This window comes from Variovorax sp. 05T418, from assembly GCF_056396385.1.
On the sequence record NZ_JBFTLJ010000001.1, the window covers coordinates 570,677 to 595,580 of the forward strand.

The following is a 24,904-nucleotide window of genomic DNA, read 5'->3' on the forward strand; positions in this document are numbered from 1 at the left end:
CGCGCGTGATCGCCTGCATCGTCGAAGGCCTACATCGACGAGGTCGCGGCGCCCTACACCCGCGGCGCGCCAGCGGCCTAGAGTGAAATTTCAACTGCGGGAGATCCACCATGCCCGAGAAGAAAACCATCGAACGCGCCGAGCGCGACAAGCGCGAAGGCAAGGCGCCGACCACGCAGGCCGGCGAGTTCGTGCGCGAGGAAATCGAGCACATCCGCGAAGGCCGCCACGGGGCGCGTTCGCCCGAGCAGGCCATTGCAATCGGCTTGTCGAAGGCGCGCCGCGCGGGCGTCGACCTGCCCGTGCCCAAGAAGGGCACGGTCTCCGAGAAGACGCGGCGCAGCGCACAGCAGGCGCTGGAGGCCGGCGACAAGCCGGCTGCCAAGGTGTCGCGCAAGCGCTCGCGCGCGACCATCGGCGCCCTGCAGCACGAAAGCCAGGCCGCGGCGTCCAGGCCGGCGCTGGCCCGGCATGCCAAGGCGGCGTCCAAGGAGCGCACCGCGGCAGAGCGCTCGGCAGCGGCGCGCAAGGCGGCGCGTACCAAGAGTCCCGCCGAGCGTTCGCATGCCGCCCGCAAGGCAGCGCGCACGCGGGCCGCGCACAAGGCCGCCAAGTGAGGACAGGCAGCAAGATGACCATCGAATCCATCAACCCCGCGACCGGCGAGAAGCTCGAGGCCCATGCGGAAATGCCGCGTGCCGCGGTCGACGACATCATCGGCAAGACGCACGAGGCCTTCCTGGCCTGGCGCGGCACCTCGTTCGAGCAGCGCGCGCAGCACCTGCGCGAGGCGGCGAAGATCCTGCGCGCGAAGTCCGACACCTGGGGCCGGCTGATGGCGCACGAAATGGGCAAGCCGCTGCGCGACGGCATTGCCGAGGCGCAGAAGTGCGCGGCGTGCTGCGAATTCTTCGCCGACAACGCGGCGCGGCTGCTGGCGCGCGAGCCGGCCGATACCGAGGCGCGCACGAGTTTCGTCACCTTCAATCCACTGGGCGTGGTGCTGGCCGTGATGCCCTGGAACTTCCCGTTCTGGCAGGTGTTCCGGTTCGCCGCGCCTGCGCTGATGGCCGGCAATGCGGCGGTCCTCAAGCATGCGTCGAACGTGCCGGGCTGCGCGCTCGCGATCGAGCAGATCCTGCGCGAGGCCGGCATGCCCGAGCACCTGTTCCGCACGCTGCTGATCGGCAATGCGCAGGTCGATGCGGCCATCGGGCATCCGCTGGTGCGCGCGGTCACGCTGACCGGCAGCGGCCCGGCCGGAAGCGCGGTGGCGCGCAAGGCCGGCGAGATGCTGAAGAAGACGGTGCTCGAACTCGGCGGCAGCGATCCCTACCTGGTGCTGGAGGACGCCGACCTCGACCTGGCCGCCAGCGTGTGCACCAAGGGCCGGCTGGTCAACGGCGGCCAGAGCTGCATCGCCGCCAAGCGCTTCATCGTCGTCGAGCCGGTGCGGCGCGAATTCGAGCAGCGCTTCGTGCAGAAGATGAAGGCGGCGCGGCAAGGCGATCCGCTGGACATGGCGACGGAAATCGGCCCGCTCGCCCGGCACGACCTGCGCGACGCGCTGCACCGGCAGGTCGCGCAGAGCGTGCAGCGCGGCGCGCGCTGCCTGCTCGGCGGGCAGGTTCCCGAAGGCCCGGGCGCCTACTACCCGCCGACCGTGCTGACCGACGTCGCCAAGGGAATGCCCGCATACGACGAAGAGCTGTTCGGCCCCGTGGCCGCGGTCATTCCGGTGCGGGGCGAGGAAGAGGCCATCGCCGTCGCCAACGACTCGTCGTTCGGCCTGGGCGCCGCCGTCATCACGCGCGACCTGGCCCGCGCCGAGCGCATCGCGGCCGAGTCGATCGAGGCGGGCTGCGTGTTCGTCAACGAGGCCGTCCGCTCCGATCCGCGGCTGCCCTTCGGCGGCGTGAAGGACAGCGGCTACGGCCGCGAGCTGTCGGGCTACGGCATCAAGGAGTTCGTGAACATCAAGACGGTGTGGGTGGCTCAGGCCGGGCATCAGTGAACGCAGCGCTCAGCGGCCCAGCGGGGTCACGCGGGGCGCATGGCGCGGCAGCCATGCGATCCATGAGGGATACCACCGCAGCAGGTGAAAGACGACGAAGCTGCGCACCAGCCGCCAGCTGCTCCACTTGTCCAGGTCCGCGGCCCCGATCCGCTTGCAGTTGCGGTTCATGTGCTCGAGCCGCTCGGACAGCGCGCGATTGAACGCCGGGTCGTGCACGACCACGTTGGCCTCGAGATTGAGCGCCAGGCTCAGCGGGTCCAGGTTGCTCGAGCCCACGGTGCTCCAGCAGTCGTCGGTGAGCGCCACCTTGGCATGCATCGGCCGTTCGCAGTATTCGAAGATGCTCACGCCCGCCAGCAGCAGGTGGTGGTACAGCATGCGGGCCCCGATCCTGACGATCGGGATGTCCGGCTCGCCCTGCAGGATGAGGCGCACGTCGACGCCGCGCCGCGCCGCGTTGCGCATGTCCTGGATGAGGCGGTAGCCGGGAAAGAAGTAGGCATTGGCGATGACCACGCGCTGCCGTGCGCTGCGGATGGCCACGCGGTAGTGGCGCTCGATGTCGTTCGTGTGGCGCCAGTTGTCGCGGGTGACCAGGCACACTTCGGCTTCGCCGGCGCGCGCATGGCCGGTGGCGTGGCCGCTGCCTTCCTGCTGGCGCTCCGGCGGCGCGGGCCGATGGCTGCGCGCGCCTTGCTGCGCCTTCTTCTTGTCGGCGGCAACCGCACGCGCGGCGAAGCGATGGATCAGCTGCACGATCGGCCCGTTCAGTTCCACCGCATAGTCCTGCTTTGCCGTGGCGCCGAAGTCGAGCAGCTGATCGGCGGAGAAGTTGATGCCGCCCACGAAGGCGCAGGCATCGTCGACCACCACGATCTTGCGATGCATCCGGCGCAGCAGGTTCAGCCGCTGCCCCAGGATGCTGTGGCCCGGATCGAACACCCGGAGCCGGACGCCGGCCGCAGCCATCTCTTGGATGAAGGCCTCGGAGAGATCCGGTGAACCGAAGCCGTCGACCAGCAGGTCGATCCGGACGCCGCGCCTGGCCGCCTCGCACAGGCAGGCATGCAGTTGCGTGCCGACCTTGTCTTCATACAGGATGAAGGTCTCGATGAGCACCTCGCGCTGCGCGCGCCGCACCGCCTCGAACACGCGCGGAAAGAACTCCTCTCCGTTCTCCAGCAGCGAGACCCGGTTGCCCGGAACCCAGCGGGCACGGCCCAGGCCTCTGGCGGGAGAGTTCTTCATGGACGGCTGTCCGCACGCAGGCTCAGGGGGCCTGGTAGCCCAGGCAGTGCTCGAAAAAGGCGTCGAGCTCGGTGGACTTGTCGAACACCGCATCGGCGCCGAGCGCCAGGCAGCGGCGGCGCATCTCAGCGCTTGGATAGTTGGTGAGGACGATGACGTGCTGGTTGCTCGCGCGGCCCTGGCAGGAGCGGATGACCGTGAGGCCGGAACCTTCCTTGAGGAAGAGATCGATGACCGCGAGTTGCCAGGTGCCATGCTGCGCAAGCGCATCGATGGCGGCCTGGGCCGTCTCGGCGGTGGCCACCACACGGGCGCCGGCCAGCTCTTCGAGTGCGGGAATCAGGTTGTCCCGGATCGTCCGGCTGTCCTCGACAAGGATCGTAGTGAGCGGCATGCATACGCTTTCGGCGTCTGGAGGCTCTTGGGACATCGGAACGCAACCACCAATGCGGTCTTTGTACGGCCCGGCCCTGCTCGTCCTTGTAGGCAAGCTTCTCGACTTGGAGACGGTGCCCAGGAAGCGCGCCGCCGAAGCGCGCGCCGGGGCTTGCTCAGGACGCCTTGCGGTTGCTTTCGGTCTCCAGCGCTTCGGCGACCTTCTCGAGCAGATCGACCGATTTCGACAGCTTCTTCTCGATCTGGCCGGTCTGCTCGATCGCGCGGTCGAGGTCGTCGGTGCGCGTGTCCTCGGAGACGCCCTTGTCCAGCACCACGTGAACGACGGCGAGCTCGTCGGCGGCTTCTTCCACCGTTTTCTTCACCTGCTTGCTTTCGTCCAGCGCGCGTTCGACGGCGCGGCTGCTGCTGCTCTCGGGGGCGTTCAGGGCGGGCATTTGGGATCTCCTCGTGAGTGCACTTTCATCCTATACCCGTGAAGCCGAAGCGTCGACAAGATGGGGTAGCCCGCCTCATGCCTCCAGCGCCTCCAGCGGACCGAAGAATTCGTAGCGCAGCTGCTGCTTGGGCACGCCCAGCGCCAGGCCGCTCGCATACACCGCCTTCATGAAGGGCTTGGGGCCGAGGAAGTAGAGGTCGACGTCGCGGTCGGCCGGCAGTTGCTGCGCGAGCAGCTCGCGCGTGACGAAGCCGGTCGCATGCGGCCGGTCGGATTCGCGCGGCGCGTCGTAGACGTAGAGCGGCTTCACGTTGGCATGCCGGGCGGCCAGCGCATCGACGCGCGAGCGGAACGCATGGGCGCCGCCATGCCGCGCGGCGTGGATGAAGTGCACCGGCCGGCCGGTGTGCGCCATCGACTCGAGCATGCTCATGGCCGGCGTGATGCCCACGCCGCCTGTCACCAGCACCAGCGGCCGCACGCGCTCGCCGGCGGGCTGCAGCACGAAGTCGCCGCAAGGCGCCTGCACACGCAAGACGGTGCCGACCCCGGCCTTCTCGTGCAGCCAGTTGGAGGCGCGGCCGCCCTCTTCCTGCTTGACGCTGATGCGGTAGAAGGGCTTGCCCGGCGCATCGGACAGCGAATAGTTGCGCCGCAGCGGCTCGCCGTCGATGTTCAGCACCAGCGTGAGGTACTGGCCGGGCGAGAACGCGAGCAGCGGGCCGCCGTCGGTCGGCTCCAGGTAGAAGGAGGTGATGACGTCGCTCTCCTGCTCGCGGCGCGCCACGCGGAACTCGCGCTCGCCGCGCCAGCCGCCGGTCTGCGCGGCATTGGCGCGGTAGACCTCTTCCTCTGCGGCAATCAGCAGCGCCGCCAAAGATTGGTAGGCCTCGCCCCAGGCCGCGATGATCTCGTCGGTGGCGGCTTCGCCGAGCACGTCCTTGATGGCCTGCAGCAGGCAGCCGCCGACGATCGGGTAGTGCTCGGGCAGCACGCCCAGCGCGGCGTGCTTCTGGATGATGCGCGGCAGCGCGCCTGCAATCTCTTCGAGCCGGTCGATGTGCGTGGCATAGGCCAGCACCGCGCCCGCCAGTGCGCGGGCCTGGCTGCCGGCGGCCTGGTGCGCCTCGTTGAAGAAGGCCTTCACCTCCGGATGGCTCTCGAACATGATCCGGTAGAAGTGGCTGGTGATGGCCTCTCCGTGCGCCTGGAGCGCGGGAACGGTGGCTTTGACGATGGCGATGTTTTGCGGGGTCATCTGTGGCTTTCGGGGTCGGCAGTTGGGATGCTTTTCCTTCTCACGATCCGTGCCAGCTCCTGGCCCCCCGCAAGTGCCCGCCGCCGCTGGGGATTTGCGATACGTGGTCAAATTCGCAACAGGATCCATGTTGTATTTATGACCACAAACAGTGTCAATTCGACCACGGGCGAAGCGGCCGCGGCCACCGAGGCGCAGCGCTACCGCTCGCTCCTTGCCGCTGCGCGCGGCCTCGTGCGATGCGATGCCGCCGCGCTGCTGCGGCTCGACGGCGACGTGCTGCGGCCGCTGGCCGTGGACGGCCTGAGCGACGAAACCCTGGGGCGGCAGTTCCCCGTGGCCTCGCACCCGCGCTTTGCCCGCCTGCTCGAGAGCGGGCGGGGCCTGCGCTTCCCGCACGACTGCGGCCTGCCTGACCCGTACGACGGCCTCGTCGCGGGCCAGCCGGGCATCCTGCCCGTGCACGACTGCATGGGCGCGCCGCTGCGCCTGCGCGGTGCCACCTGGGGCTTGCTGACACTGGACGCGCTCGACGCCGGCACCTTCGAGGCCGTGGGCCCGGCACAGCTCGACGCGCTGGTGGCGCTGGTCGAAACCGGCATCGAGGCTGCCCACACGATCCAGGAAATGGAAGCGCGCGCCATGCGCGAGCAGGCCGTGGCCCAGGCCCTGCGCTCGGGCCGCGGCGCCACGCGCGAGCTCCTTGGCAGCAGCCCCGCGATGAAGCAGCTGTGCAGCGAGATCGACACGGTCGCGGTGTCCGACCTCACGGTGCTGCTGCTCGGCGAGACCGGCGTGGGCAAGGACCTGGTGGCGCAGCGCCTGCATGCGCGCTCGCGCCGCAGCGACCAGCCGCTGGTGCAGGTGAACTGCGCGGCGTTGCCCGAGACGCTGGCCGACAGCGAGCTCTTCGGCCACAAGCGCGGCGCCTTCACCGGCGCGGTGCAGGACCGCAACGGCAAGTTCGAGATCGCCGATGGCGGCACGCTCTTTCTCGACGAGGTCGGCGAACTGCCGCTGACGGTGCAGGCCAAGCTGCTGCGCGTGCTGCAGAGCGGCGAGCTGCAGCGGCCCGGCAGCGACCGCACGCTGAAGGTCGACGTGCGCGTGATCGCGGCCACCAACCGCGACCTGCCCGCGGCGATCGCGCAGGGCCGCTTCCGGGCCGACCTCTACCACCGGCTCTCGGTCTATCCGCTGGTCGTGCCGCCGCTGCGCGAGCGCGGGCGCGACGTGGTGGCGCTCGCGGGCGGCTTCCTTGAAGAGAACCAGCATCGCCTGGGCGCGCGCAACCTGCGGCTGTCGCCGGCCGCCAAGGCCGCCCTGCTCGCGCACGGCTGGCCCGGCAACGTGCGCGAGCTGGAGCATGTGATCAGCCGCGCGTCGCTGCGCGCCTTCAGGGAGCAGCGCCGCGGCGCGCGCTGGACGGCGATCGAGCCGCATCACCTGGCGCTGGAGGCTGCGGCGGCCGGCGGTCCGGCAGCGTCGCCTGCGCCACCTGCACCGGCGCCGGCAGGCCAGCACGCGGGCGTTGCCAGTGGCGGCGCCACGCTGCGCGAAGCCACCGAGGCCTTCCAGCGCGCCTGGCTCGCCGATGCGCTGGCGCGGCACCGCGGGCACGTGGCCAATGCGGCGCGCGAGGCCGGCATCGACCGCAGCAACTTCCACCGGACGCTGCGCAAGCTGGGCGTGCCGCGGCCGGAAAGCACGCCCTGAGCCCCGTGCATCCCATGCCGGAGGCATCGGCATACCCCAACGGTCCGCGCAGCCACTCACCACTTTGTGGGAGTGTTAACAGTTACCAATCTCAACACAATGGCGCGAAATTTAGACAAACAATTACGCAACGTAGCTGCCTGGAGCTGAGAGGTTCCAGCGACAGACAAGCTCGGTGCCGTGAACCCTTTGGAGCTTGTCTTGCACAACCTGTTTTCAAGTTGCACGTGCGGCTTTGCCCACATGAAACGGCTCCAGCGGCGGCTGTGGATGCGCCTGTTCCCTTCGCTGCGGCTTTATCGCTGCGCCCAGTGCGGCCGCATACAGCTTGCGCCGCGCCGGGCCGTCGAACAGGCGATCGCCACGCGGCTGGCCCAGGAAGCAACGCTTCGGCGGCCTGCGGAGCCGAGCCCGAATGCCGCTTTGGGTGGGCACATCGAGGAGGCCGAAGCTTCGCCGGCGCTGCGCCGTTAGGGCGCACACCGTTCCGTGCCCGCCCGGCTCAGTGCATGCGCGTCGGGGTGCGGCTCATGCCGGTTTTGTGTCAGCCAGGTCGAACGGCAGCTGCCGCAGCGGCTTGCCCGTCAGTTGCGCGATCGCGTTCGCAAAAGCCGGCGCCAGCGGCGGCAGGCCCGGCTCGCCGATGCCCTTGGGCGGTTCCGCGCTCGGCACGATGTGCACGGCGAACTCGGGCATGTCGGTGATGCGCGGCACGGTGAAGTCGCCGAAGTTGCCCTGCTGCACTTCGCCGTCCTTCAGCGTGATGGCGCCGCCCGGCAGGCACATCGACAGGCCCATGACCGCGGCGCCCTGCACCTGCGCTTCCACGCTGCGCGGATTGACGGCCAGGTTGCAGTGCACGCCGGCGGTGGCGCGGTGCAGCACCGGCTGGCCGTCCTTCACCGAAGCCTCCACCACATAGGCCACCACCGACTCGAAGGACTCGTGCACCGCCACGCCCCAGGCGCGGCCGGCGGGCAGCTGCTTCTTGCCATAGCCGCTGCGGTCGACGGCGAGCTGCAGCGCGGCGCGGTGGCGCGGGTGCTTGTCGCCGAAGAGCTGCATGCGGTAGGCCACCGGGTCCTGCTTTGTGCTGCGCGCGATCTCGTCGAGCAGGGTCTCCATCACGAAGGCGGTGTGGGTGGAGCCCACGCTGCGCCACCACAGCACCGGCACGTTGACCTTGGGGTGGTGCACGGTCAGGCGCATCGGCAGCGGGTAAGGATCGCGCATGCCCTCGGTGGCCGTGGCGTCGATGCCGTTCTTCACCTGGAAGGGCTCGAACACGGAGCCGGCGGTGATCGACTGGCCCACGATGACGTGGTCCCAGGCCAGCACCTTGCCGCGCTCGTCGAAGCCGATGCGCGCGCGGTGCAGGTGCATGGGGCGGTAGTAGCCGCCCTTGATGTCGTCCTCGCGGCTCCACAGCAGGCGCACCGGCGCGTTGAGCCCGGCGGCGCGCGCGGCCTTGGCGATCTCGCAGGCCTCCACGATCACGTCGCTGGTGCTCACGAAGCGCCGGCCGAAGCCGCCGCCCGCCATCTGCACGTTCACGCGCACCTGCTCGGGCTTGAGGCCGAGCGCGCGCGCCGCCGCGGCACCGTCGAGCCCCGCGCACTGGGTGCCGACCCACAGCTCGGCGCTGTCGCCCGACAGCTGGACAGTGCAGTTCAGCGGCTCCATCGGCGCATGGGCGAGGTAGGGGAACACGAACTCGGCTTCCAGCTGCCGCGGCGCCTTGGCCAGCGGCGCCATGTCGGCGTCGAACTTGCGCGCGCCGGGCTGTTTGGCCAGTTCGCGGTACTGGACCAGTTGCCTGCCGCTGTCGACCTTTTCGACGGCGGCCGTATCCCACTGCAGCTTGAGCGCGTCGCGGCCCAGCTTGGCCGGCCAGTAGCCGTCGGCCACCACGGCCACGCCCTCGGCGCCACGGTCCAGCGGCACGCGCAGCACGGCCTTCACGCCCTTGACGGCGCGCGCGGCGCTGTCGTCCACCGAAGCCAGGCGCGCGCCGAACACCGGCGGATGCGCCACCACGGCCGTGAGCTGGCCGGCATGCTTGACGTCGATGCCGTAGTCCTGCCGGCCGCTGCTCTTGGCGCGCGCATCCAGCCGCGTGGTCGGTCGGCCGATGAGCTTGAAGTCCTTGGGGTCCTTCAGCCTGACCTTCTCGGGCACCGGCAGCGCCATGGCGGCCTCGGCCAGTTCGCCGTAGCCCAGCTTGCGGCCGTTCGGGCCCAGCACGGTGCCGGCCTGCGTGCGCAGCGTGGATACGTCGACGTTCCAGCGCGCCGCCGCGGCCGACAGCAGCATGGCGCGGGCGCGCGCGCCGAGCTCGCGGTACTGCGTGAAGCTGTTCTTGATCGAGTTGGAGCCGCCGGTCAGGTGCATGCCGAAGACCGGGTCGTGGTAGGCGGCGTCATTGGTGCCGCTCTTGCTGCGCACCAGGCTCCAGTCGGCATCGAGCTCCTCGGCCAGGATCATCGGCAGGCCGGTCTGCACCCCCTGGCCGAATTCGAGGCGGTTGTGGGTCACGGTGACTTCGCCGTTGGGCGCGATCTGCACGAAAGCCGAAGGCTGCTGCGTCGGCTTGAGGGTGCTGGCCGCCGCTTGCTTGCCGGTGGCCTGCGCCATGGCCATGTGGGGAAAGGCGCCGAGCGCGAGGCCGCCGGCGCCAGCCAGCTTGAGGAAGCTGCGGCGCGGCAATGCGGTGGTGTCCTCGGGTTGTGATTGGCTTGCTTCGGCCATCAGGCGCTGAAGGATGCGCGGCAGTTCGGTGGAATCGATGTGAGTGGGCAACATGGCGGATGCTCCTTCAGGCCAGGGATTTGGCGGCATCGGCCACCGCGGCGCGGATGCGGGCGTAGGTGCCGCAGCGGCAGATGTTGCCGGCCATGGCGGCATCGATCTCGGCCGCCGTGGGCTGCTTGCCCCGGGGCTGCGACTTGAGGAACGCCGTGGCGCTCATGATCTGGCCGCTCTGGCAGTAGCCGCACTGCGCCACGTCGTGCTTGACCCACGCGGTATGCACCGCGGCACCGACCGGGTCGCTGCCGTCCGTTGCGGCCTCGATGGTGACGATCTTCTTGCCCTCTGCGGCCGAGATGGGCGTGATGCACGAGCGGATGGCTTGGCCGTCCAGGTGCACCGTGCAGGCGCCGCACAGCGCCGCGCCGCAGCCGAACTTGGTGCCCGTCATGCCCAGCGTGTCACGCAGGGCCCAGAGGATGGGGGTGCCGGGATCGGCGTCGACCGTGTGGTCGCGGCCGTTGACATTGAGCGCGCTCATGGTGGGGTCCGTTCTTCTTCGTGGGGTGGGGGCGCCGGTCGGCGCTGGAGGCGACTGTAGGAAGAAGCATCAGAAAGAAACAGTGGCGAATATTGCATGCCTTGTGAAGTCAGGCTTCATAAAGCAGGTTCATTGAGAGGAGACGGCCAGCCAATGGCCGTCAGAAACCACAGTGTCTTACCTTGAGATTTCTATCTAAACGGTTGACTTATATGGACTTTCACCATGTTCTTTGAAATCGTCTGTTTGCAGTGAAAGGAAGCGAGGCCTCGCCTCTCCACGGTCAGCAGATGTGGTCTCCACGACCGGTGAGATGGCGCTCATGAACACCATGCATCCCATGGATTTCGTGGACGTCAAGCTGACGTTGGAGAAATATCCGGACCGCGATCCCCTCAAGCGTTCGAAAGACCTGTTGCAGGCCGAGATCGGTGTTGGCGCCGGTGTAGCCTCGCCCCATGGATTCCCTGATTGCCGCCTCCGCCCGCGCCCTGGCCGCCGGCGACGCGCTTGGCGCGCTCAAGCGGGTCGCGCTGCGCGACGACCCGCCGGCGCTGGCCCTGCGCGGCATTGCGATGGCGCAGCTCGGCGAGCATCCGCGCGCGCGCGAACTGCTGCGGCGCGCCGCGCGCGGCTTTGGCGCCCACGAGGAACTGGCGCGCGCGCGCTGCGTGGTGGCCGAGGCCGAGGTGGCGATGGCCATGCGCGAGCTCGGCGGCTCGCCGCGCGCGCTGGCCGCGGCGGCGGCCACGCTCGAAGCGCACGCGGACCGTGCCAACGCGCTGCAGGCGCGGCTCATCGCGGCGCGCCAGCAGCTGCTGCTCGGCCGGCTCGAGGCGGCCCGGGCCGCGCTGGCGCCGCTCGATGCGCGCGACCTGCCGCCGGCGCTCGAGGCGGTGGCCGAGCTGACCGCCATGGAATTGGCGCTGCGCTCGCTGCACGTCGGCCCGGCGCGCGCGGCGCTGGCCCGTGCGCAGGCGGCGGCCGACCGCGCACGCGTGCCCGCGCTCTCGGCCGAGGTGGCGGAGGCGCGGGCCGCGCTCGACCGTCCCGCGGCACGGCGGCTCTTTGCCGGCGGGCAAGAGGAGTTGCGGCTCGACGAGGTGGCGGCGCTGCGGGCCTCGGACGCGCTGGTGGTCGACGCCTGCCGCCGCGGCGTGGGCGCCGGCGGCGCATGGCGGCCGCTGGCGCGCCGGCCGGTGCTGTTCGCGCTGGCGCGTGCGCTCGCCGAGGCCTGGCCCGGCGACGTCGACCGCGAGGCGCTGATCGCCTACGCGTTCAACACCCGCCATCCCGACGAGACGCTGCGCGCGCGCCTGCGGGTCGAGATCGGCCGCCTGCGCGCGCTGGTCGCGGCCGAGGCCGGCATCGAGGCCACGGCGCGCGGCTTTGCGCTCAGGCCGCGCGATGCGCGCGAGGTGGTCGTGCTTGCGCCGCCCATCGACGGCGAACAGGCTTCGCTGGTGGCGCTGCTGTCCGATGGCGCGGCATGGTCGACCTCGGCGCTGGCACTGGCGCTGGACGCGAGCCAGCGCACGGTGCAGCGCGCGCTGGCCGAGCTCGAGGCCGAGGGGCGGGTGCGCGCCATCGGCCGGGCGCGGGCGCAGCGCTGGCTGGCGCCGCCGCTGGCGGGATTCACGACGATCTTGTTACTCCCCGCCGCGCTGCCGATTGAATAGAGTTGTCTCCAAGGCGCCGAACCCGGAGCCCGCCAACAAGGAGCCAGCGATGAACAGCAGCAAAGCGAGCAAGAAAGACAAGACGGAAGCCGCGCCGCGCACGGCCGAGATCGTGCGCGAGTACGGCCCCTTCGCCGGCGCCGCCAGCGTGGCCGGCGTGACCCACGACGGCGAGCGCGTCTGGGCGGCCACCGGCGCGCAGCTGGTGGCCTTCGATCCCGCGAGCGGCGAGACCACGCGCACCCTCGACTGCGCCTGCGATGCCGGCACCGCCTTCGACGGCACCTACTTCTATCAAATTGCCGAGGCGCGCATCGACAAGATCGATCCGGCCAGCGGCAAGGTGCTGGCGTCGATCCCCACGCCCGGCCACGGCGGCGACTCGGGCCTGACATGGGCCGAGGGCAGCCTCTGGATCGGGCAGTACCGCGACCGCAAGATCCTCCAGATCGACCCGGTCAGCGGCGCGGTGCTGCGCACCATCGAGTCCAACCGCTTCGTGACCGGCGTGACCTGGGTCGACGGCGAGCTGTGGCACGCCACCTGGGAAGGCGACGAGAGCGAGCTGCGCCGCGTCGACCCCGACAGCGGCGCCGTGCTCGAGCGGCTGGAGATGCCGCGCGGCGCCAACGTGAGCGGGCTCGAGTCCGACGGCGCCGATCTCTTCTATTGCGGTGGCGGCGGCAGCGGCAAGGTCCGCGCCGTGCGGCGCCCGAAAGCCGCCCGGGCCTGAGCGGCCCACCGCGACAACCCCCTTTCGGCTTTGCTGCCGAAGACGAGCGCGCCGGCCACCAGGCGGGTGGAGCCGCGCATGGACCCAACCCACATCGGCTCACCGAGCCCAAGGAGAAACGCATGAACACCGCCATTGCCGAAAAGAGCACCGTGACAAACCACCCCGTCGTCTCGAAGGACCAGTGGCTCGCCCGGCGCAAGGCGCTGCTGGCGCGCGAAAAGGAACTCACGCACCTGCGCGACGAGATCGCCCGCGAGCGCCGCGCGATGCCGTGGACTCGCGTCGAGAAGAACTACGTCTTCGACACGCCCGAGGGCCCGCGCGCGTTGGCCGACCTGTTCGAAGGCCGCCGCCAATTGCTGGTGCAGCACTTCATGCTCGGCCCCGATTGGGAGCAGGGCTGCCCGAGCTGTTCCTACATGTCCGACCACCTCGGCGGAATGAAGGTGCACCTGGAGAACCGCCACGTCACGCTCTTGGTCGTCTCGCGTGCACCGCTGGACCAGATCGAGCGCTTCCGCCGGCGCATGGGCTGGGAGTTCAGGTGGGTCTCCGCGCACGGCAACGACTTCAACTACGACTTCAACGTGAGCTTCACGCCGCAGCAGTGGGCCGAGGGCCAGGGCGAGGTCTACTACAACTACGGCGTGCGGCCCTTCCCGGCGCAGGAGGCGCCCGGCATCAGCGTGTTCTACAAGGGCGATGCGGGCGAGGTGTTCCACACCTACTCGACCTACGAGCGCGGCGTCGAAGCAATGATGGGCACCTACAGCCTGCTCGACCTCACGCCCAAGGGCCGCGACGAGCCCAACCCCGTCTACGCGATGGACTGGGTGCGCCACCACGACCGCTACGAACCGGCACCGGCCGCAAAGCCGGCGGCCGCGGCGGGTTCGTGCTGCCACGCGCCCGACTGAACCGCGCTGAATCGGCAGGCACACCATCATGGCAAGCCTCTGGCCGTGGCTCGCAGTCGCGGGCGTCGGTGCCCTGCACGGGCTGAACCCTGCCAGCGGCTGGATGTGGGCGGCCGCCTGGGGCCTGCGTTCGCGCGACCGCAGGCAGGCCCTGCGGGCGCTGCTGCCGATCGCATTCGGCCATGCCGCCTCGGTGGCGCTGTTGGCCGGCGCGGTGGCCTTCGGCCTGTCGCTCGACCGCGCGCTGCTGCAGGTGCTGGCGGGCGTGCTGGTGATCGTCTTCGCGGGGCTTCACCTGTGGGGCCGCACGCCCAGCGCGGCGCGCGCACCGGCCGGGCATGCGGGGATGGCGCTCTGGTCCTTCATGGTGTCCACCGCCCACGGCGCCGGCCTGATGCTAGTGCCGGCGCTGATCCCGCTGTGCATGGGCGATGGGGCGGCGACGGCGTTCAGCGCGTCGGACTCGCTCTTGCTGGCGCTCGCGGCGGTCGGCGTTCATACCGCGGCCATGCTCGCGGTCACCGGTGCGATCGCCGTGGGCGCCTGCCGCGGCTTCGATGCCGGCGGCCGCTGGCTCCGAAAACTCAGACGGAAACCATCAGCTGCAGCCGCGCATCGGCCGTGACGTAGCGGATGTGGCGGTAGTCGCGGATCAGGCTGATGCGGCCGCCCTGCCACTCGAGCCACATGATGTAGCCCGGTTCCGGATCGCCGCGCCGGTCGAACACCGCGATCACCTCGCGGCCCTCGAGCCATGCCGGGGCAAGCCATACGCCATCGACCTTTGCGTAGAGCGTGAAGAACATGCCGACGTCGGCGCGGCCGGCGCGCACCGGATGCGCCGACTGGACCAGCCGCACGTCGTCGGCCAGCAGCGCGCGCAGGCCGTCCCAGTCGCGCTGGTTGAAGAGCGCGACATAGCGCACGAGCGCGGCGGACGGCGGCGGCGGTGGTGCGGGCGGGCCCGGCGGCTCTGCGTTGATCTCCCGCAGGCGCGCACGCCCGCGCGCGAGGTGGCCCTTCACGGCGTCGACCGTGAGGTCGAGCACCGCTGCGATCTCCGCCAGCGATTCGCCGAGCAGGTCCTTCAGGATCACCACGCTGCGCTGGTGGATGGGGAGTTCCGCGAAGCGCGACACCGCGGTCTTGACAGCTTCCTGGCGCATCAGCATCTCCATCGGGTCGGGATTGGCCGTGTCGGCCAGGTCGTTGGCCGCGTCGATCGGCTCGGCCATGCGGATCGTCCGGCCGCGCAGCAGATCGAGCGCGCGGTTGTGGGCGATGCGGAACAGCCAGGGCCGAAGCGGCGTCGCCTCGTCCATGGCGTGCACGGCCGCGAAGGCGCGCTCGAAGGTGTCCTGCACCACGTCCTCGCCTTCGATGACCGAGCCCATCAGGCGCGCGCAGTAGCGGTGCAGTTCGGGCCGCAGCGCCTCGGCGAGCGCCGCCAGCTGCGCCTGCTTGCCGCTGCGGTTCGGCGAAGGCGCCTGTGCTGCACTCACGAGGCCGCCTCCTCGAGCACCGTGATGCCCGAGTCGCCGCCGAAGCCGAAGGCGAAGCCCTTGGCATAGGCCGGGTCCTCCAGCATCGAAACCACCTTGTCGCCGAAGGCGCGCGGCGGCATCGGCGTACCGAAGCGCGCGAGGAACTCGCCGGGCGCCACGCCCATGGCGCGCGCATAGGCGGCGGCCCCCGCGTCGCCCACGCCGGTGCCGCCGATCATCTGCATCGGCACGATCGCCTGGAAGCGGATCCCGAGCTTCTGCTGCTCCGAAATGCCGTTGGCGTACTTGGCCATGAACCAGAGCATGCGCTTGGCGCCGGCATAGCCGCCCGAGAGTGGCGAGCCGTTGCGCGCCGCGCCGCTCGATCCCACCAGCACGCGGGCGCCGGGCGCGAGCGGCAGCCTGAGCGCCGCCTGCAGCCAGTAGAGCCCGGCCTTGACGTCGGTCTCCCAGGCCGCGCTGAAGTCGGCCCAGCTCAGCTGGTCCAGCCGGCCCATGCGCGGCGGCGTGCCGGCGTTCAGCACGAGGATGTCGGGGCGGACCTCGGCCAGGATGCGGTGGGCCGCGGCCTCGTCGGTCACGTCGGCAGCGACGGTGGCCACGCCCAGCCGCGCGCGCACGGCCTCGAGCGCGCCGGCGTCGCGCGCGACCAGCTTCACCCTGGCGCCTTGCGCGGCCAGCGCTTCGACCAGCCCCAGCCCCAGGCCGCGGCTTCCGCCGGTGACGACGATGTTCTTGTCCTTGATGATGCTCATGATGACCTGGCTCCGTTGTGTGCTGTGGATGGAACCAGGACGATCCAGGCCTGCAAAAGGAGTCATGCAGCGGGTCCGCGGAAACGTGAGCGCGATGGCCACGGCGCGGGCCAATGCGAACTGAATCGGCCGCTGTCAGGAATGCGCCGGCTCTATCTTCAGCTTGAAGCCCAGCGCGTTGATGACCTTGAACAGGGTATCGCTGCTGGGTGCCCTTTCTCCCGAGAGGCTCTTGTACAGGCTCTCGCGGGAGAGGCCCGTGTCCTTGGCGAGCTGGGCCATGCCTCGTGCGCGCGCAATGGCACCCAGCGCCCCGGCAAATTCGGCGGGGTCGTTGTCATCCATCACCTGGCGCAGGTACTCCACCATGTCTTCCTCGCTGGCAAGGTAGTTGGCGATATCAAATGGACGGGTCTTGATCTTGCTCATTTCGCAACTCCAGAGCCAACTTCTTGGCTCGTTCAATGTCGCGCTGCTGGGTCGGCTTGTCGGACCAGACGGATGCGCGTCATGCCGTCCTTCAGCCCCTCGAGCCAGGCGGAGAACTCATCGGTTTCAATGACCGTGACCATGAACGGATTGTAGCCTACAGGATACAACCCAGCAAGCACTGTAGCTGCGCCGCTTCTTGGAGGCGGCGGTGCCGCTGATCGACGCCCGAGAAATCAGCCCGCCGGCTGTAGCCGCGGCGCCTTGCCGGCAGCACCGGTCCGCGGGAACGTGAGCGCGATGGCCACGGCGCCAAGTCCCACGGCCATCGAGCCGATGTACATCCAGGCATAGCTGCCGTAGCGGTCGAACAGCCAGCCGCCGAGCACCGGGCCGAGCGCCATGCCCAGGCTGGACAGCATCGACGCCGCGCCCAGCACCGCGCCGAGGATGCGGCGACCGAAGTAGTCCCGCGCCAGCACCGCATAGAGCGGCATCACGCCGCCATAGGCCAGGCCGAAGACGATGGCCACGGCATAGAAGCCGCCGAGACGGTTCACCAGCAGGTAGCTCGCGGCGGCAAAGGCCTGGATCAGCAGGCCGGCCACGAGCACCCGCTTGGCGCCCAGCCGGTCCGCCAGCACGCCGAAGAGCAGCCGCCCGCCGAGGCCCGCCGCCCCTTCCATGCTGTAGATGGTGACGGCCGCGAAGGTCGGCAGGCCGCAGCCGATGGCATAGCTGACCGTGTGGAAGATCGGCCCGGAGTGCGCGGCGCAGCAGGCGAAGAACGTGATGCCGAGCACCAGGAAGGCGCGCGAGCGCAGCGCCTGTCCGATCTTCATTTCGGGCGCCGGGGCCGCGCCTCCGGGAGCGGCGTGGGCGGTGCGCGGCGCCGCGCGAATGAGCCAGACCGCGGGCAGCAGCACGACCCACGCGCCGATGCCGATGATCAGCTGGGCGGTGCGCCAGTCGTAATGCGTGACCAGCCAGGCGGCCAGCGGCGAGATGGTCATGGGCGCCACGCCCATGCCCGCCGACACCAGCGAGACGGCCAGGCTGCGGTGCCTGTCGAACCACGACGCGGCAGTGGCGATCACCGGCGCGAAGAAGCTGCCGGCCGCAAGGCCCATCATCACGCCGTAGAAGAGCTGGAATTCGAGCAAGGTCGATGCGCGGCTGGCCAGCACCGTCGAAAGCCCGAGCAGCACCGTGCCCGCGAGCACCACCACGCGCGGGCCGTAGCGGTCGCTCAAGGCGCCCCAGCCGAAGCCGGCCACGCCCATGCTCAGGAAGGCCAGCGTCATGGCGCTGGAAATGCCCGCGCGCGACCAGCCGGTGGCCGCGCTCATGGGCTCCAGGAAAACGGCCAGCGAAAACAGCACGCCGATGGCCACGCAGGTCATCAGCGCGCCGGCGGCCACGAGGGACCAGTTGGAGTCGAGCGCGTCGGCCGGACGCGCTGAGGCAGCAGTGTTCATTGTCTTGTTCCAGTGGAAGATCGAAAATGGTGAACTGATTGGTTGACTATAAAGGAATTCACCTCTTCGGGCGCGCTTTTCAGCGCAGAGGTCCAACCAGGACGTTCAAGACTTCGCAAAGGAGCCAGACAGGCGCCGGCGCGGCGCAGCGGGCGCGCGGCGCACTTCGATGCCGCTGCGGCGGCTACTGCGCCTCGATGCCGAACTCCCGCATGCGCCGGGTGATCACGTCGAAGTCGCGCCGGTAGTTCGCATTGAACTGCTCGGGCGTGGTGTTGAGCATCTCGAGCCCGCGCTCCGCCATCCGCGCCTGGACCTCGGGCATGGCGGCGGCGTTGCGCAGCGCCACCGTCAGCCGCTCGACCACCGCGGGCGGCGTCCTGGCGGGCGCGACGAACGCGATCCATACCGCCGCCTCGAACAGCGGATCGTCGAAGCCCAGTTCGCGCATCGTGGGCACCTGCGGCAGCACGGCCGAGCGCTCGCGCCCCATGATCGCGAGCGGAACGACCTTGCCCGCCTGCACATGCTGGCGCGCGAAGCCCGCCGACGTGAGGCCGACGCTCACGGTGTTGCTCAGCAGGTCGGCCATGACCGGCGCCTCGCCGCGCTGCGGCACGTGCACCATGTGCGCGTCGAGCTTGCGGTTGAGCGCCTCGCCCGCCAGGTGGCCGAGGCCGCCCGGTCCCCAGGTGCCATAGCTGAGCTGCTGGCCCGGCCGCGCCGCGAGCTTGCGGAAGCCTTCCATGTCCTTCACGCCGAGCTCGAGGTTGGCCGACAGGATGGCCGGGCTGCGCACGACCTGCGTCAGGAAGACGAAGTCGCGCTGCGGGTCGTAGGGCAGCGTCTTGTAGAGCGCGACGTTGTTGATGAGCGAATCGCCGAGCGTGACCGCGATCGTGTAGCCGTCGGGCGCGGCCCGCGCCACTTCGCCCAGGCCCACCGCGCCGTTGGCGCCGGCGCGGTTGTCGACCACGAAGGACTGGCCCAGTGCCTTCGCGGCATGCTCGCCGATCAGGCGCGCGACGAAGTCGTTGGCGCCGCCGGCCTGGGCTGTGACGACGACACGGATCGGCTTGCCCGGGAAGTTGCCTTGCGCGAAACCCGCGAACGGCAGTGCGGCGAGCATGGTGAGGCCAAGGGTGAGAAAGTGGCGGCGCATCGGGGTCTCCTGGAGTTGTTCTGGATGTGGGGCGGCGCGTCAGCCGGCCTGCGAGGCGCGCTGCTCGCGCTCGACCTCTTCCTGCAGCAGCCGCCGGTACTGCACCAGCGCGGCGTCCATCGCGAGCGGCAGCATCCGCGCTTCGGGATCGATGTTCAGGTACTGCGCGGTGATCATTTCGCGGTCTTCCTCGAACGCGGTGACCAGGCCGCGGTAGATGGTCTCGGTGACCGCGGGGTCCGCGATGCTGCTTCGGTGCGACTGCTGGAAGAAGTAGTGCGTGGTCGTTGCCGTCTCGGGCGTGAGCGCCTGGCAGCTGTGCAGCTGCACGCCGCCGCGCTGCTCGCCTTCGGCCTGCCCCACCGGCGCGCCGCCCGATTTCATCAGCAAGGTGCCGGGCAGGAGGAAGTCGTAGATGAAGTAGCGGTCGACGTTGCGGTCGAAGCTCTGGAACGACTTCCAGAAGGGAGACGGGGGCACGTCGGGCACGTGCCGCGTCACGCGGATGCCGCGCGGCACCTTCTCGATCCTGGGCACGGCCTGGGCGATGGCCGTCGAGCCGCCCAGCGTGCCCTCGTGCACATAGCTCAGGTGCGAGAAGTCCAGCAGGTTGTCGCAGACCAGCAGGTAGGGCGTGTCGTAGTGGACATAGCCGGGCCTGTAGCGCCAGTCGGGGTGGTCGCACGAGAAGTTGTCCGGCAGCAGCGCACGGTCCGCAAGCGACGGGTCCCCCATCCACACGAAGATCCACTTGTTGTGCGAGACCACCGGGTAGGTCCGCACGCGCGCCTTCACGGGAATGCTGGCCAGCCCCGGTGCCTCCACGCAAACGCCGTCGGCGGCGAACTTGAGGCCGTGGTAGCCGCAGCGCACGCAGTCGCCTTCCCTGCGTCCGCGCGACAGCGGCGCATGCCGGTGGCAGCAGCGGTCCTGCATCGCCACGAGCTCGCCGCCCTCGGTTCTATAGACCAGGATCGGCTCCTCGAGCACCGTGCGCGTGAACAGCGCGTTGTCGGAAATCTCGTGATCCCACGCAATGACGTACCAGCAGTTTCGAACCCACATGCCTGTCTCCCAGAGTCCAGGCAATGTAGGAATTCGCGCGGCTTTCGTCTGTCCCTGCGGAAGGGTACAAAAGGCTCCGGGTCGGCCCTAGTGAATGAAGCGCAGGAGCTGCTGGCGTCCGTGGATCGCGAGCTTCAGGTAGGCGCGCTTGCGCAGCGTCGTCACGCTCGATGCGGCAATGCCCAGGTCGGCGGCGATGCCGTCGGCGCCGATCCCGCAGGCGATGCGCGCGCAGACCTCGCGCTCGCGCGGCGACAGTTGCGGTGCCGTGCGCTGCAGCGTGCGCTCGATGCCCGCCACGCGCAGCGGCGTATCGGGCGATGCGAGCTGCGCGAACAGCGCATTGCGATGCGCGCGCTTCAACAGGGGCGCAAGGCCGAGCAGTTGCGCAACATCCGCTTGCGCGAACTGGCCGTTCTGCCGGTTGCGGTACAGGTTGATCGCAAAGATCGTGCGCGGCACGGGCGAGTAGAGAAAGCTCAACCGCCCCGTCAATTGCCGGCCGACGAAGATCTGCTCGCGCCACGCCGGGTCGGGGATGTCCGCCGCGTCATACAGCAAGGCGGTCACGGGTGCGTGGGCCAGCGCCTCTCCACCCATGCGCGCGGCCAGGCGGGTCATGTCGTCCGCCAGCCGGAACCGCTTCTTGTAGAGGGAGAAGCACTCGGCCGTGATGTTGTCGCACCGGCCCATCGCATGCCCTTCGACCTGCGACGGAACGCCGTCGATGTACTCCACGAGCGAGATGTATTCGACCGGCACCACGTGGTTGATGAAGTCGAGCATGTGGAGCGCGGGCGCCTCCTCGCTGCCCGCGTCGAGCAGGTGCGCGACGGCGCCTGCGTCCAGCAGCTGGCCCGCAGGTGGCGTGTCGAGAAACCAGGTGGAAGGCATGGCAGCCCAATATAGGCAAGCCGCGCCCGATTCAACAGGGTGGAAGCCCGCGGGCCGCGCGCCGGCCGGTCAGCGAATGCGCAGCGCGTGGTCCAGCGAGAGGCGGCCCGCGCCGCGGCCCGCCAGGTACAGCAGCAGCGCAGCCCACGAGAGGTGCGTCGGCCATGCATCCGGATAGACGAACACCTGGATCACCAGCGTCATGCCCAGCAGGGCCAGCGCCGACAAGCGCGTGAAGAGGCCCAGCACCAGCAGCAGCGGGAACAGGTGCTCCGAGTAGGCCGCCAGGTGCGCGGCAATCTCGGGCGGCACGAAGGGCAATTTGTATTCGGTGCGGAACAGCTCGTAGGCGCTGTCGGTCAGCGTGAGAAAACCCTCGACCTTGGTGCGGCCCGAGTAGAAGAAGATGGCCGCCACGGCCACGCGCGTGGCCAGTGCCAGTGCGTCGTGGGCCACGATGCGCGTGAGGCGTTCGGCCACTGCGTTCCAGTGCGCGCGAAGACCGCGGCGATTGCTGTTTTCGATCGATGCGGGAGCCTGAAGGTGGGTGCTCATGGTGCTCTTTCGTTGGATGCAGGCGAAGCCGAAGTGCCGGCGAATGCACCGGCGCGCAACAGGGCCGCGAACATGGCCGAGATGTCTGCCGCCGGGTCGGCCGCCAGCGCGCGCTCCGCCGCTTCGGCAAGGCTTGCGCCGCTGGCGCAGGCGTCGAGGAAGGCGCAGCCGGCCTGGGTGATCCCTTGCCAATTCACCGTGTCGGCGGGCCGCGTCAGCAAAGCGCCCTCGCCTCGCCAGGCCAGTTCGTCGCCAACCGCGCTCGGCCGGCGATGGCGCTCCCAGATGCTGTAGACCGGTTGCTCGTCGAACCAGGCCCAGCGCGCTGCCGGATGCGGCGCAAGGACCAGGGCCGCCATCTGCTGCGGCGTGCGGCGGGCGATCCATGCGGCGTCGGCGGCTGGTGCGTTGTGCGCGGCATGGGCTTCGCGCCAGAGCGTGTCGAGCTGCGCGACGCCGGGCAGGTAGACGAGCTCGGCGGCCGGCTCGAAGCCGCGCAGGAAACCGGGGAAGCCAGTGCCGTAGTGCAGCAGGCGCCCGTCGCTCGGCGGATCGGCCGCTACATAGAGTGCGGCGGCGGCGCGAAACCATTCCTCGCCCACCAGCTGCGCAACGGTCGGGAAGTTGGCCTGCAGCGCATCGATGCAGGCCTTCATCACGGTGTTGCGGTACACCGCGAAGGCGGGCTGCATGGCGAGCGCCCGCACTGCAGGGTGCGCGGCTTCCGAAGGAGCGAACAGGGCCTGCGCAAAGGCCTGCTGGAACTGATCGCGCGGCGTGTTCATGCGATGGCCTCCTGCGCGGCACGCTGCAGCACGGCCGCGGCTTGTTGCTGCTCCGCCATGAGCTCCCCGAAGGCCGGCACGTTGCCGTCGCGCTCGATCAGCGTGGGCCGGGCGCCGGCGCGATCGACGAAGCGCCGGTACAGCTGCCAGACCTCCGGTGCGATGGGCGCATCGTGCGAATCGATCAGCAGTGCATCGCCGAGGGTGGGGTCGGCGCTGTGGCCCGCAAGGTGGATCTCGCCGACCGGCGCCTGCGGAAAGCGGTCGATCCAGTCCGCGGCCGAGAAGCCCAGGTTGCATGCGGAGACGTACACGTTGTTGATGTCGAGCAGCAGCCTGCAGCCGGTGCGGCGTGACAGCTCGGCAAGAAAATCGATCTCGTCCCATTCATGCCCGTCGATGTGCAGGTAGTGGGACGGGTTCTCGATGGCCATCGCCATGCCCAGCGCGTCCTGCGTGCGCGCGATGTTGCCGGCGATGCGATGCAGCGCGGCGGTGCTGCGCGGAAAAGGCAGCAGGTCCGGAAAGTACTGGCCGTTCCATGTGGACCACGCGAGGTGCTCGGAGATCAGCGCAGGCTGGATGCGCCGGGCGAGCGCCGCCAGCCGCTGGAGATGCGCCGCATCGGGCGCTGCCTCGCCTGCGAGCGAGAGCGAGACGCCATGCAGCGACACCGGATGGCGCGCGCGGATCGCATCGAGCCATCCGATGCGCGGGCCGCCCGCCACCATGTAGTTCTCGGGGTGCACCTCGAACCACAGGCCCTCGGCACGCGCGCCGAGCGCGGCCTCGTAGTGCTCCGGCTTGAGGCCGAGGCCAGCCGCGAGGGTGTCGGACATGGCAGCGTGCGCAGTGCAGCGGTCAGGACTTGATCGGGATCAGCGAACCCATGCCCTTGGGTGTCTTGATGGTGGTGCAGGTGCCGGCCGGAACGTTCTTCCACGAGTTGCCCTGGTAGTCGACCTTGGAGGTGCCCGCGCAGGTGGTGCCGGGGCCGGCGGCGCAGTCGTTCTTGCCGGCCATCGAGACGCCGTAGCACTTTTCCATGGCGGCCGTCTTGTCGGCCATCGGTTTGTCTTGCGCCATGGCAGAGCCCGCGGCAAGGGCACCCAGTGCAAGAGCGGTGATCGCGAAAGAACGATTGATCATGGATGAACTCCAGAAGATTGATTGAGAAATTGCAACCGCGCCCAATGCGCAGTCCCTTGCTAGTTCGCGGCGTGCGAAGCCCGGGTTACAGGCCCGGTGCGATTCGGCAATTTTTTTGCGGGGCGAACGAAGATCGAGAAGAACGCCACCTGCTACAGCATCGAGTCTGCCCGCGCCACGCGCACGATGCGCGCCTTGGCACCATCCGTGAGCAGGTAGAGGCTGCCATCGGGCCCTTGCCTCAAGTTGCGGATGCGCTCGCCCAGTTCGGAGAACAGGGCTTCGCGCCGAACCACGCGCGGTGCGCTGTCCTCGCCCGCGAGCTCGAATCGCCATACGGCCTTGCCGGCCAATGTGCCCACGAAGACGTTTCCCTTCCACGCGGGAAACTGGTCGCCGGTGTAGAGGATGAGGTTGCTCGGTGCGATCTTCGGCGTTGTCCAGAAGGCCAGCGGCGCTTCCATGCCGCGCTTCGATGTTCCCTCGCCGATCTTGGCGCAGGTGTCGTACTCGCAGCCGAAGGTCACCACCGGCCAGCCGTAGTTCAGGCCCTTGCGCACGATGTTGATCTCGTCGCCGCCCTGCGGCCCGTGCTCGGCAACCCAGAGCTGCCCGGTCCGGGGATGGACGAATGCGCCCTGCGGATTGCGATGCCCGCGGCTCCATATTTCCGGGCGCGCGCCCTGGCGTGCGACGAAGGGGTTGTCGTCGGGCACGGTGCCATCGGTGCGGATGCGCACGGTCTTGCCCTGGTAGTAGGCGAGCGCCTGGGCGCGCATGCGGTCCTGCGGCGCATGGCGGTCGCCGATGGTGACGAAGAGATGGCCGTCGGCGGAAAGCGCGAGCCGCCCGCCGAGGTTCTGCCCGTTCACCGCGCCCGGCGTCTGGCGAAACAGCACCTTGAATTCATCGATGCGCGATCCGTCGTCGCTCAGGCGGGCGCGTGCCACCGCCAAGCCGTTGCGGTCGGCGTGCAGCCCGCGGCCGGCTTTGGTGTAGCTCAGGTACACGAGGCGGTTCGAGGCAAAGGCCGGATCGATGGCGACGTCCAGCAGGCCCCCGTGATCGCGATGGTCCACGCGCGGAACGCCGTCGATGGAAGAGATCTCGCGCCCATCGGCGCTGATCATGCGCAGCCTGCCTGGTCGTTCGGTGACGAGCAGATGGCCATCGGGCATGAACTCCATGCCCCAGGGCGACTCCAGCCCGTCGGCAAAGGTGCTCGCCTGCGGCGCATCCGGCGCGGAGTCCGCAGGCATCGCCCGCGCACCGGCATGCCAGAGCATTGCGAGAAGCAGCGCGGCGCCAAAGCCGTGCCGCCGCCAGGACAGCGCTGCAAACCTCGAACGACGAATGGCTGCGGGCGCTGTGTTCATGTCGGTGCTTGCTGAAGGGCCGCGGCGACGTTGCCGTTCGAAAATCTTATCGGCGA

At 69.5% G+C, this 24,904-nt stretch carries 26 protein-coding genes and 1 pseudogene; 9 read left to right on the plus strand and 18 right to left on the minus strand.

The window, feature by feature from the left end:
* Positions 1–110 precede the first annotated feature (110 nt).
* Both AC1DMS_RS02850 and AC1DMS_RS02855 read left to right on the plus strand, forming a co-directional pair.
* Entirely contained in the window at positions 111–617 is a 507-nt protein-coding gene (locus AC1DMS_RS02850) for a transcription elongation factor (protein WP_369664609.1), read from the plus strand.
* A 14-nt stretch (positions 618–631) separates the two neighbouring features.
* The gene (locus tag AC1DMS_RS02855; protein ID WP_369664610.1) at positions 632–2,014 is read left to right on the plus strand and encodes an NAD-dependent succinate-semialdehyde dehydrogenase; all 1,383 of its coding nucleotides are present in this window, start codon (positions 632–634) and stop codon (positions 2,012–2,014) included.
* 9 nt (positions 2,015–2,023) lie between these two features.
* Here AC1DMS_RS02855 and clsB read toward each other — a convergent pair whose 3' ends face one another.
* The 4 genes from clsB to hmpA form a co-directional block, all read right to left on the minus strand.
* Positions 2,024–3,265 carry a cardiolipin synthase ClsB gene (gene clsB / locus AC1DMS_RS02860; RefSeq protein WP_418148292.1) on the minus strand — a complete coding sequence of 414 codons (1,242 nt, stop codon included), beginning with the start codon at positions 3,263–3,265 and terminating at the stop codon, positions 2,024–2,026.
* A 22-nt stretch (positions 3,266–3,287) separates the two neighbouring features.
* A complete protein-coding gene (locus AC1DMS_RS02865) occupies positions 3,288–3,659 on the minus strand; it encodes a response regulator (RefSeq protein ID WP_369664612.1) in 372 nt (123 codons plus the stop codon).
* 157 nt (positions 3,660–3,816) lie between these two features.
* On the minus strand, positions 3,817–4,098 hold the full coding sequence (locus tag AC1DMS_RS02870; protein WP_018906986.1) for a hypothetical protein: 282 nt from the start codon (positions 4,096–4,098) through the stop codon (positions 3,817–3,819).
* Positions 4,099–4,173: 75 nt separating this feature from the next.
* Positions 4,174–5,358, minus strand: coding sequence for an NO-inducible flavohemoprotein (gene hmpA / locus AC1DMS_RS02875; protein WP_369664613.1), 1,185 nt, complete (start codon positions 5,356–5,358; stop codon positions 4,174–4,176).
* Positions 5,359–5,496: 138 nt separating this feature from the next.
* Here hmpA and norR point away from each other — a divergent pair, with 138 nt between their 5' ends.
* Both norR and AC1DMS_RS02885 read left to right on the plus strand, forming a co-directional pair.
* The gene (norR, locus tag AC1DMS_RS02880; protein WP_369664614.1) at positions 5,497–7,074 is read left to right on the plus strand and encodes a nitric oxide reductase transcriptional regulator NorR; all 1,578 of its coding nucleotides are present in this window, start codon (positions 5,497–5,499) and stop codon (positions 7,072–7,074) included.
* 243 nt (positions 7,075–7,317) lie between these two features.
* Complete coding sequence (locus AC1DMS_RS02885; RefSeq protein WP_478131842.1) at positions 7,318–7,548, plus strand: hypothetical protein; 231 nt, start codon at positions 7,318–7,320, stop codon at positions 7,546–7,548.
* A 54-nt stretch (positions 7,549–7,602) separates the two neighbouring features.
* Here the strand turns inward: AC1DMS_RS02885 and AC1DMS_RS02890 are convergent, their stop codons facing one another.
* Both AC1DMS_RS02890 and AC1DMS_RS02895 read right to left on the minus strand, forming a co-directional pair.
* Positions 7,603–9,876: a xanthine dehydrogenase family protein molybdopterin-binding subunit gene (locus AC1DMS_RS02890; protein ID WP_369664615.1), complete on the minus strand. Its 2,274-nt coding sequence runs from the start codon at positions 9,874–9,876 to the stop codon at positions 7,603–7,605.
* A gap of 13 nt (positions 9,877–9,889) precedes the next feature.
* On the minus strand, positions 9,890–10,363 hold the full coding sequence (locus tag AC1DMS_RS02895; protein WP_062365312.1) for a (2Fe-2S)-binding protein: 474 nt from the start codon (positions 10,361–10,363) through the stop codon (positions 9,890–9,892).
* Between the two features lie 232 nt (positions 10,364–10,595).
* Between AC1DMS_RS02895 and AC1DMS_RS02900 the strand changes: the two are divergent.
* The 5 genes and pseudogenes from AC1DMS_RS02900 to AC1DMS_RS02920 all read left to right on the plus strand — a co-directional run.
* Positions 10,596–10,778, plus strand: a pseudogene (locus AC1DMS_RS02900) (hypothetical protein); the annotation flags it as partial.
* A 43-nt stretch (positions 10,779–10,821) separates the two neighbouring features.
* Complete coding sequence (locus AC1DMS_RS02905) at positions 10,822–12,042, plus strand: helix-turn-helix domain-containing protein (RefSeq protein ID WP_369664616.1); 1,221 nt, start codon at positions 10,822–10,824, stop codon at positions 12,040–12,042.
* Positions 12,043–12,091: 49 nt separating this feature from the next.
* Complete coding sequence (locus tag AC1DMS_RS02910) at positions 12,092–12,775, plus strand: Vgb family protein (protein WP_015866341.1); 684 nt, start codon at positions 12,092–12,094, stop codon at positions 12,773–12,775.
* Between the two features lie 122 nt (positions 12,776–12,897).
* Positions 12,898–13,695: a DUF899 domain-containing protein gene (locus AC1DMS_RS02915; protein WP_369664617.1), complete on the plus strand. Its 798-nt coding sequence runs from the start codon at positions 12,898–12,900 to the stop codon at positions 13,693–13,695.
* Positions 13,696–13,723: 28 nt separating this feature from the next.
* Complete coding sequence (locus AC1DMS_RS02920) at positions 13,724–14,320, plus strand: hypothetical protein (RefSeq protein WP_369664618.1); 597 nt, start codon at positions 13,724–13,726, stop codon at positions 14,318–14,320.
* Here AC1DMS_RS02920 and AC1DMS_RS02925 read toward each other — a convergent pair.
* From AC1DMS_RS02925 to AC1DMS_RS02980, 12 genes are all read right to left on the minus strand, one after another.
* Positions 14,280–15,197: a sigma-70 family RNA polymerase sigma factor gene (locus tag AC1DMS_RS02925; protein ID WP_369664619.1), complete on the minus strand. Its 918-nt coding sequence runs from the start codon at positions 15,195–15,197 to the stop codon at positions 14,280–14,282. The two genes, AC1DMS_RS02920 and AC1DMS_RS02925, sit on opposite strands and share 41 nt — an antisense overlap.
* A complete protein-coding gene (locus AC1DMS_RS02930) occupies positions 15,194–15,955 on the minus strand; it encodes an SDR family NAD(P)-dependent oxidoreductase (protein ID WP_278880857.1) in 762 nt (253 codons plus the stop codon). The genes AC1DMS_RS02925 and AC1DMS_RS02930 overlap by 4 nt, the downstream gene beginning before the upstream one ends.
* A gap of 135 nt (positions 15,956–16,090) precedes the next feature.
* The gene (locus AC1DMS_RS02935) at positions 16,091–16,384 is read right to left on the minus strand and encodes an addiction module antidote protein (RefSeq protein ID WP_015866336.1); all 294 of its coding nucleotides are present in this window, start codon (positions 16,382–16,384) and stop codon (positions 16,091–16,093) included.
* Positions 16,385–16,620: 236 nt separating this feature from the next.
* Positions 16,621–17,862: an MFS transporter gene (locus tag AC1DMS_RS02940; protein WP_412512460.1), complete on the minus strand. Its 1,242-nt coding sequence runs from the start codon at positions 17,860–17,862 to the stop codon at positions 16,621–16,623.
* A 184-nt stretch (positions 17,863–18,046) separates the two neighbouring features.
* On the minus strand, positions 18,047–19,024 hold the full coding sequence (locus tag AC1DMS_RS02945) for a Bug family tripartite tricarboxylate transporter substrate binding protein (protein ID WP_478180635.1): 978 nt from the start codon (positions 19,022–19,024) through the stop codon (positions 18,047–18,049).
* Positions 19,025–19,063: 39 nt separating this feature from the next.
* On the minus strand, positions 19,064–20,089 hold the full coding sequence (locus AC1DMS_RS02950; protein WP_412512458.1) for an aromatic ring-hydroxylating dioxygenase subunit alpha: 1,026 nt from the start codon (positions 20,087–20,089) through the stop codon (positions 19,064–19,066).
* Positions 20,090–20,176: 87 nt separating this feature from the next.
* On the minus strand, positions 20,177–20,983 hold the full coding sequence (locus AC1DMS_RS02955) for a helix-turn-helix transcriptional regulator (protein ID WP_278879724.1): 807 nt from the start codon (positions 20,981–20,983) through the stop codon (positions 20,177–20,179).
* Between the two features lie 69 nt (positions 20,984–21,052).
* Positions 21,053–21,538, minus strand: a complete 486-nt coding sequence (locus AC1DMS_RS02960; RefSeq protein WP_278879722.1) for a DoxX family protein — start codon at positions 21,536–21,538, stop codon at positions 21,053–21,055.
* On the minus strand, positions 21,535–22,323 hold the full coding sequence (locus AC1DMS_RS02965) for a DNA-binding domain-containing protein (RefSeq protein WP_369664622.1): 789 nt from the start codon (positions 22,321–22,323) through the stop codon (positions 21,535–21,537). Before AC1DMS_RS02965 ends, AC1DMS_RS02960 begins: the two co-directional genes overlap by 4 nt.
* A complete protein-coding gene (gene bufB / locus AC1DMS_RS02970; protein ID WP_369664623.1) occupies positions 22,320–23,162 on the minus strand; it encodes an MNIO family bufferin maturase in 843 nt (280 codons plus the stop codon). Before bufB ends, AC1DMS_RS02965 begins: the two co-directional genes overlap by 4 nt.
* A gap of 22 nt (positions 23,163–23,184) precedes the next feature.
* A complete protein-coding gene (locus AC1DMS_RS02975) occupies positions 23,185–23,472 on the minus strand; it encodes a BufA1 family periplasmic bufferin-type metallophore (RefSeq protein ID WP_369664624.1) in 288 nt (95 codons plus the stop codon).
* Positions 23,473–23,624: 152 nt separating this feature from the next.
* Positions 23,625–24,848 carry a PQQ-dependent sugar dehydrogenase gene (locus AC1DMS_RS02980; RefSeq protein WP_369664625.1) on the minus strand — a complete coding sequence of 408 codons (1,224 nt, stop codon included), beginning with the start codon at positions 24,846–24,848 and terminating at the stop codon, positions 23,625–23,627.
* Positions 24,849–24,904 lie beyond the last annotated feature (56 nt).

Excerpts from the sequence above, each read along its gene's own strand:
- AC1DMS_RS02910 (WP_015866341.1), top strand. The coding sequence starts at position 12,092 with ATGAACAGCAGCAAAGCGAGCAAGAAAGACAAGACGGAAGCCGCGCCG.
- AC1DMS_RS02915 (WP_369664617.1), top strand. The coding sequence starts at position 12,898 with ATGAACACCGCCATTGCCGAAAAGAGCACCGTGACAAACCACCCCGTC.
- AC1DMS_RS02855 (WP_369664610.1), top strand. The coding sequence starts at position 632 with ATGACCATCGAATCCATCAACCCCGCGACCGGCGAGAAGCTCGAGGCC.
- AC1DMS_RS02975 (WP_369664624.1), bottom strand. The coding sequence starts at position 23,472 with ATGATCAATCGTTCTTTCGCGATCACCGCTCTTGCACTGGGTGCCCTT.
- AC1DMS_RS02980 (WP_369664625.1), bottom strand. The coding sequence starts at position 24,848 with ATGAACACAGCGCCCGCAGCCATTCGTCGTTCGAGGTTTGCAGCGCTG.
- AC1DMS_RS02920 (WP_369664618.1), top strand. The coding sequence starts at position 13,724 with ATGGCAAGCCTCTGGCCGTGGCTCGCAGTCGCGGGCGTCGGTGCCCTG.
- AC1DMS_RS02960 (WP_278879722.1), bottom strand. The coding sequence starts at position 21,538 with ATGAGCACCCACCTTCAGGCTCCCGCATCGATCGAAAACAGCAATCGC.
- AC1DMS_RS02955 (WP_278879724.1), bottom strand. The coding sequence starts at position 20,983 with ATGCCTTCCACCTGGTTTCTCGACACGCCACCTGCGGGCCAGCTGCTG.
- AC1DMS_RS02965 (WP_369664622.1), bottom strand. The coding sequence starts at position 22,323 with ATGAACACGCCGCGCGATCAGTTCCAGCAGGCCTTTGCGCAGGCCCTG.
- AC1DMS_RS02890 (WP_369664615.1), bottom strand. The coding sequence starts at position 9,876 with ATGTTGCCCACTCACATCGATTCCACCGAACTGCCGCGCATCCTTCAG.
- AC1DMS_RS02940 (WP_412512460.1), bottom strand. The coding sequence starts at position 17,862 with ATGAACACTGCTGCCTCAGCGCGTCCGGCCGACGCGCTCGACTCCAAC.
- AC1DMS_RS02850 (WP_369664609.1), top strand. The coding sequence starts at position 111 with ATGCCCGAGAAGAAAACCATCGAACGCGCCGAGCGCGACAAGCGCGAA.
- AC1DMS_RS02870 (WP_018906986.1), bottom strand. The coding sequence starts at position 4,098 with ATGCCCGCCCTGAACGCCCCCGAGAGCAGCAGCAGCCGCGCCGTCGAA.
- AC1DMS_RS02865 (WP_369664612.1), bottom strand. The coding sequence starts at position 3,659 with ATGCCGCTCACTACGATCCTTGTCGAGGACAGCCGGACGATCCGGGAC.
- AC1DMS_RS02950 (WP_412512458.1), bottom strand. The coding sequence starts at position 20,089 with ATGTGGGTTCGAAACTGCTGGTACGTCATTGCGTGGGATCACGAGATT.
- AC1DMS_RS02930 (WP_278880857.1), bottom strand. The coding sequence starts at position 15,955 with ATGAGCATCATCAAGGACAAGAACATCGTCGTCACCGGCGGAAGCCGC.
- AC1DMS_RS02895 (WP_062365312.1), bottom strand. The coding sequence starts at position 10,363 with ATGAGCGCGCTCAATGTCAACGGCCGCGACCACACGGTCGACGCCGAT.
- clsB (WP_418148292.1), bottom strand. The coding sequence starts at position 3,265 with ATGAAGAACTCTCCCGCCAGAGGCCTGGGCCGTGCCCGCTGGGTTCCG.
- hmpA (WP_369664613.1), bottom strand. The coding sequence starts at position 5,358 with ATGACCCCGCAAAACATCGCCATCGTCAAAGCCACCGTTCCCGCGCTC.
- norR (WP_369664614.1), top strand. The coding sequence starts at position 5,497 with ATGACCACAAACAGTGTCAATTCGACCACGGGCGAAGCGGCCGCGGCC.
- AC1DMS_RS02945 (WP_478180635.1), bottom strand. The coding sequence starts at position 19,024 with ATGCGCCGCCACTTTCTCACCCTTGGCCTCACCATGCTCGCCGCACTG.
- AC1DMS_RS02905 (WP_369664616.1), top strand. The coding sequence starts at position 10,822 with ATGGATTCCCTGATTGCCGCCTCCGCCCGCGCCCTGGCCGCCGGCGAC.
- bufB (WP_369664623.1), bottom strand. The coding sequence starts at position 23,162 with ATGTCCGACACCCTCGCGGCTGGCCTCGGCCTCAAGCCGGAGCACTAC.
- AC1DMS_RS02935 (WP_015866336.1), bottom strand. The coding sequence starts at position 16,384 with ATGAGCAAGATCAAGACCCGTCCATTTGATATCGCCAACTACCTTGCC.
- AC1DMS_RS02885 (WP_478131842.1), top strand. The coding sequence starts at position 7,318 with ATGAAACGGCTCCAGCGGCGGCTGTGGATGCGCCTGTTCCCTTCGCTG.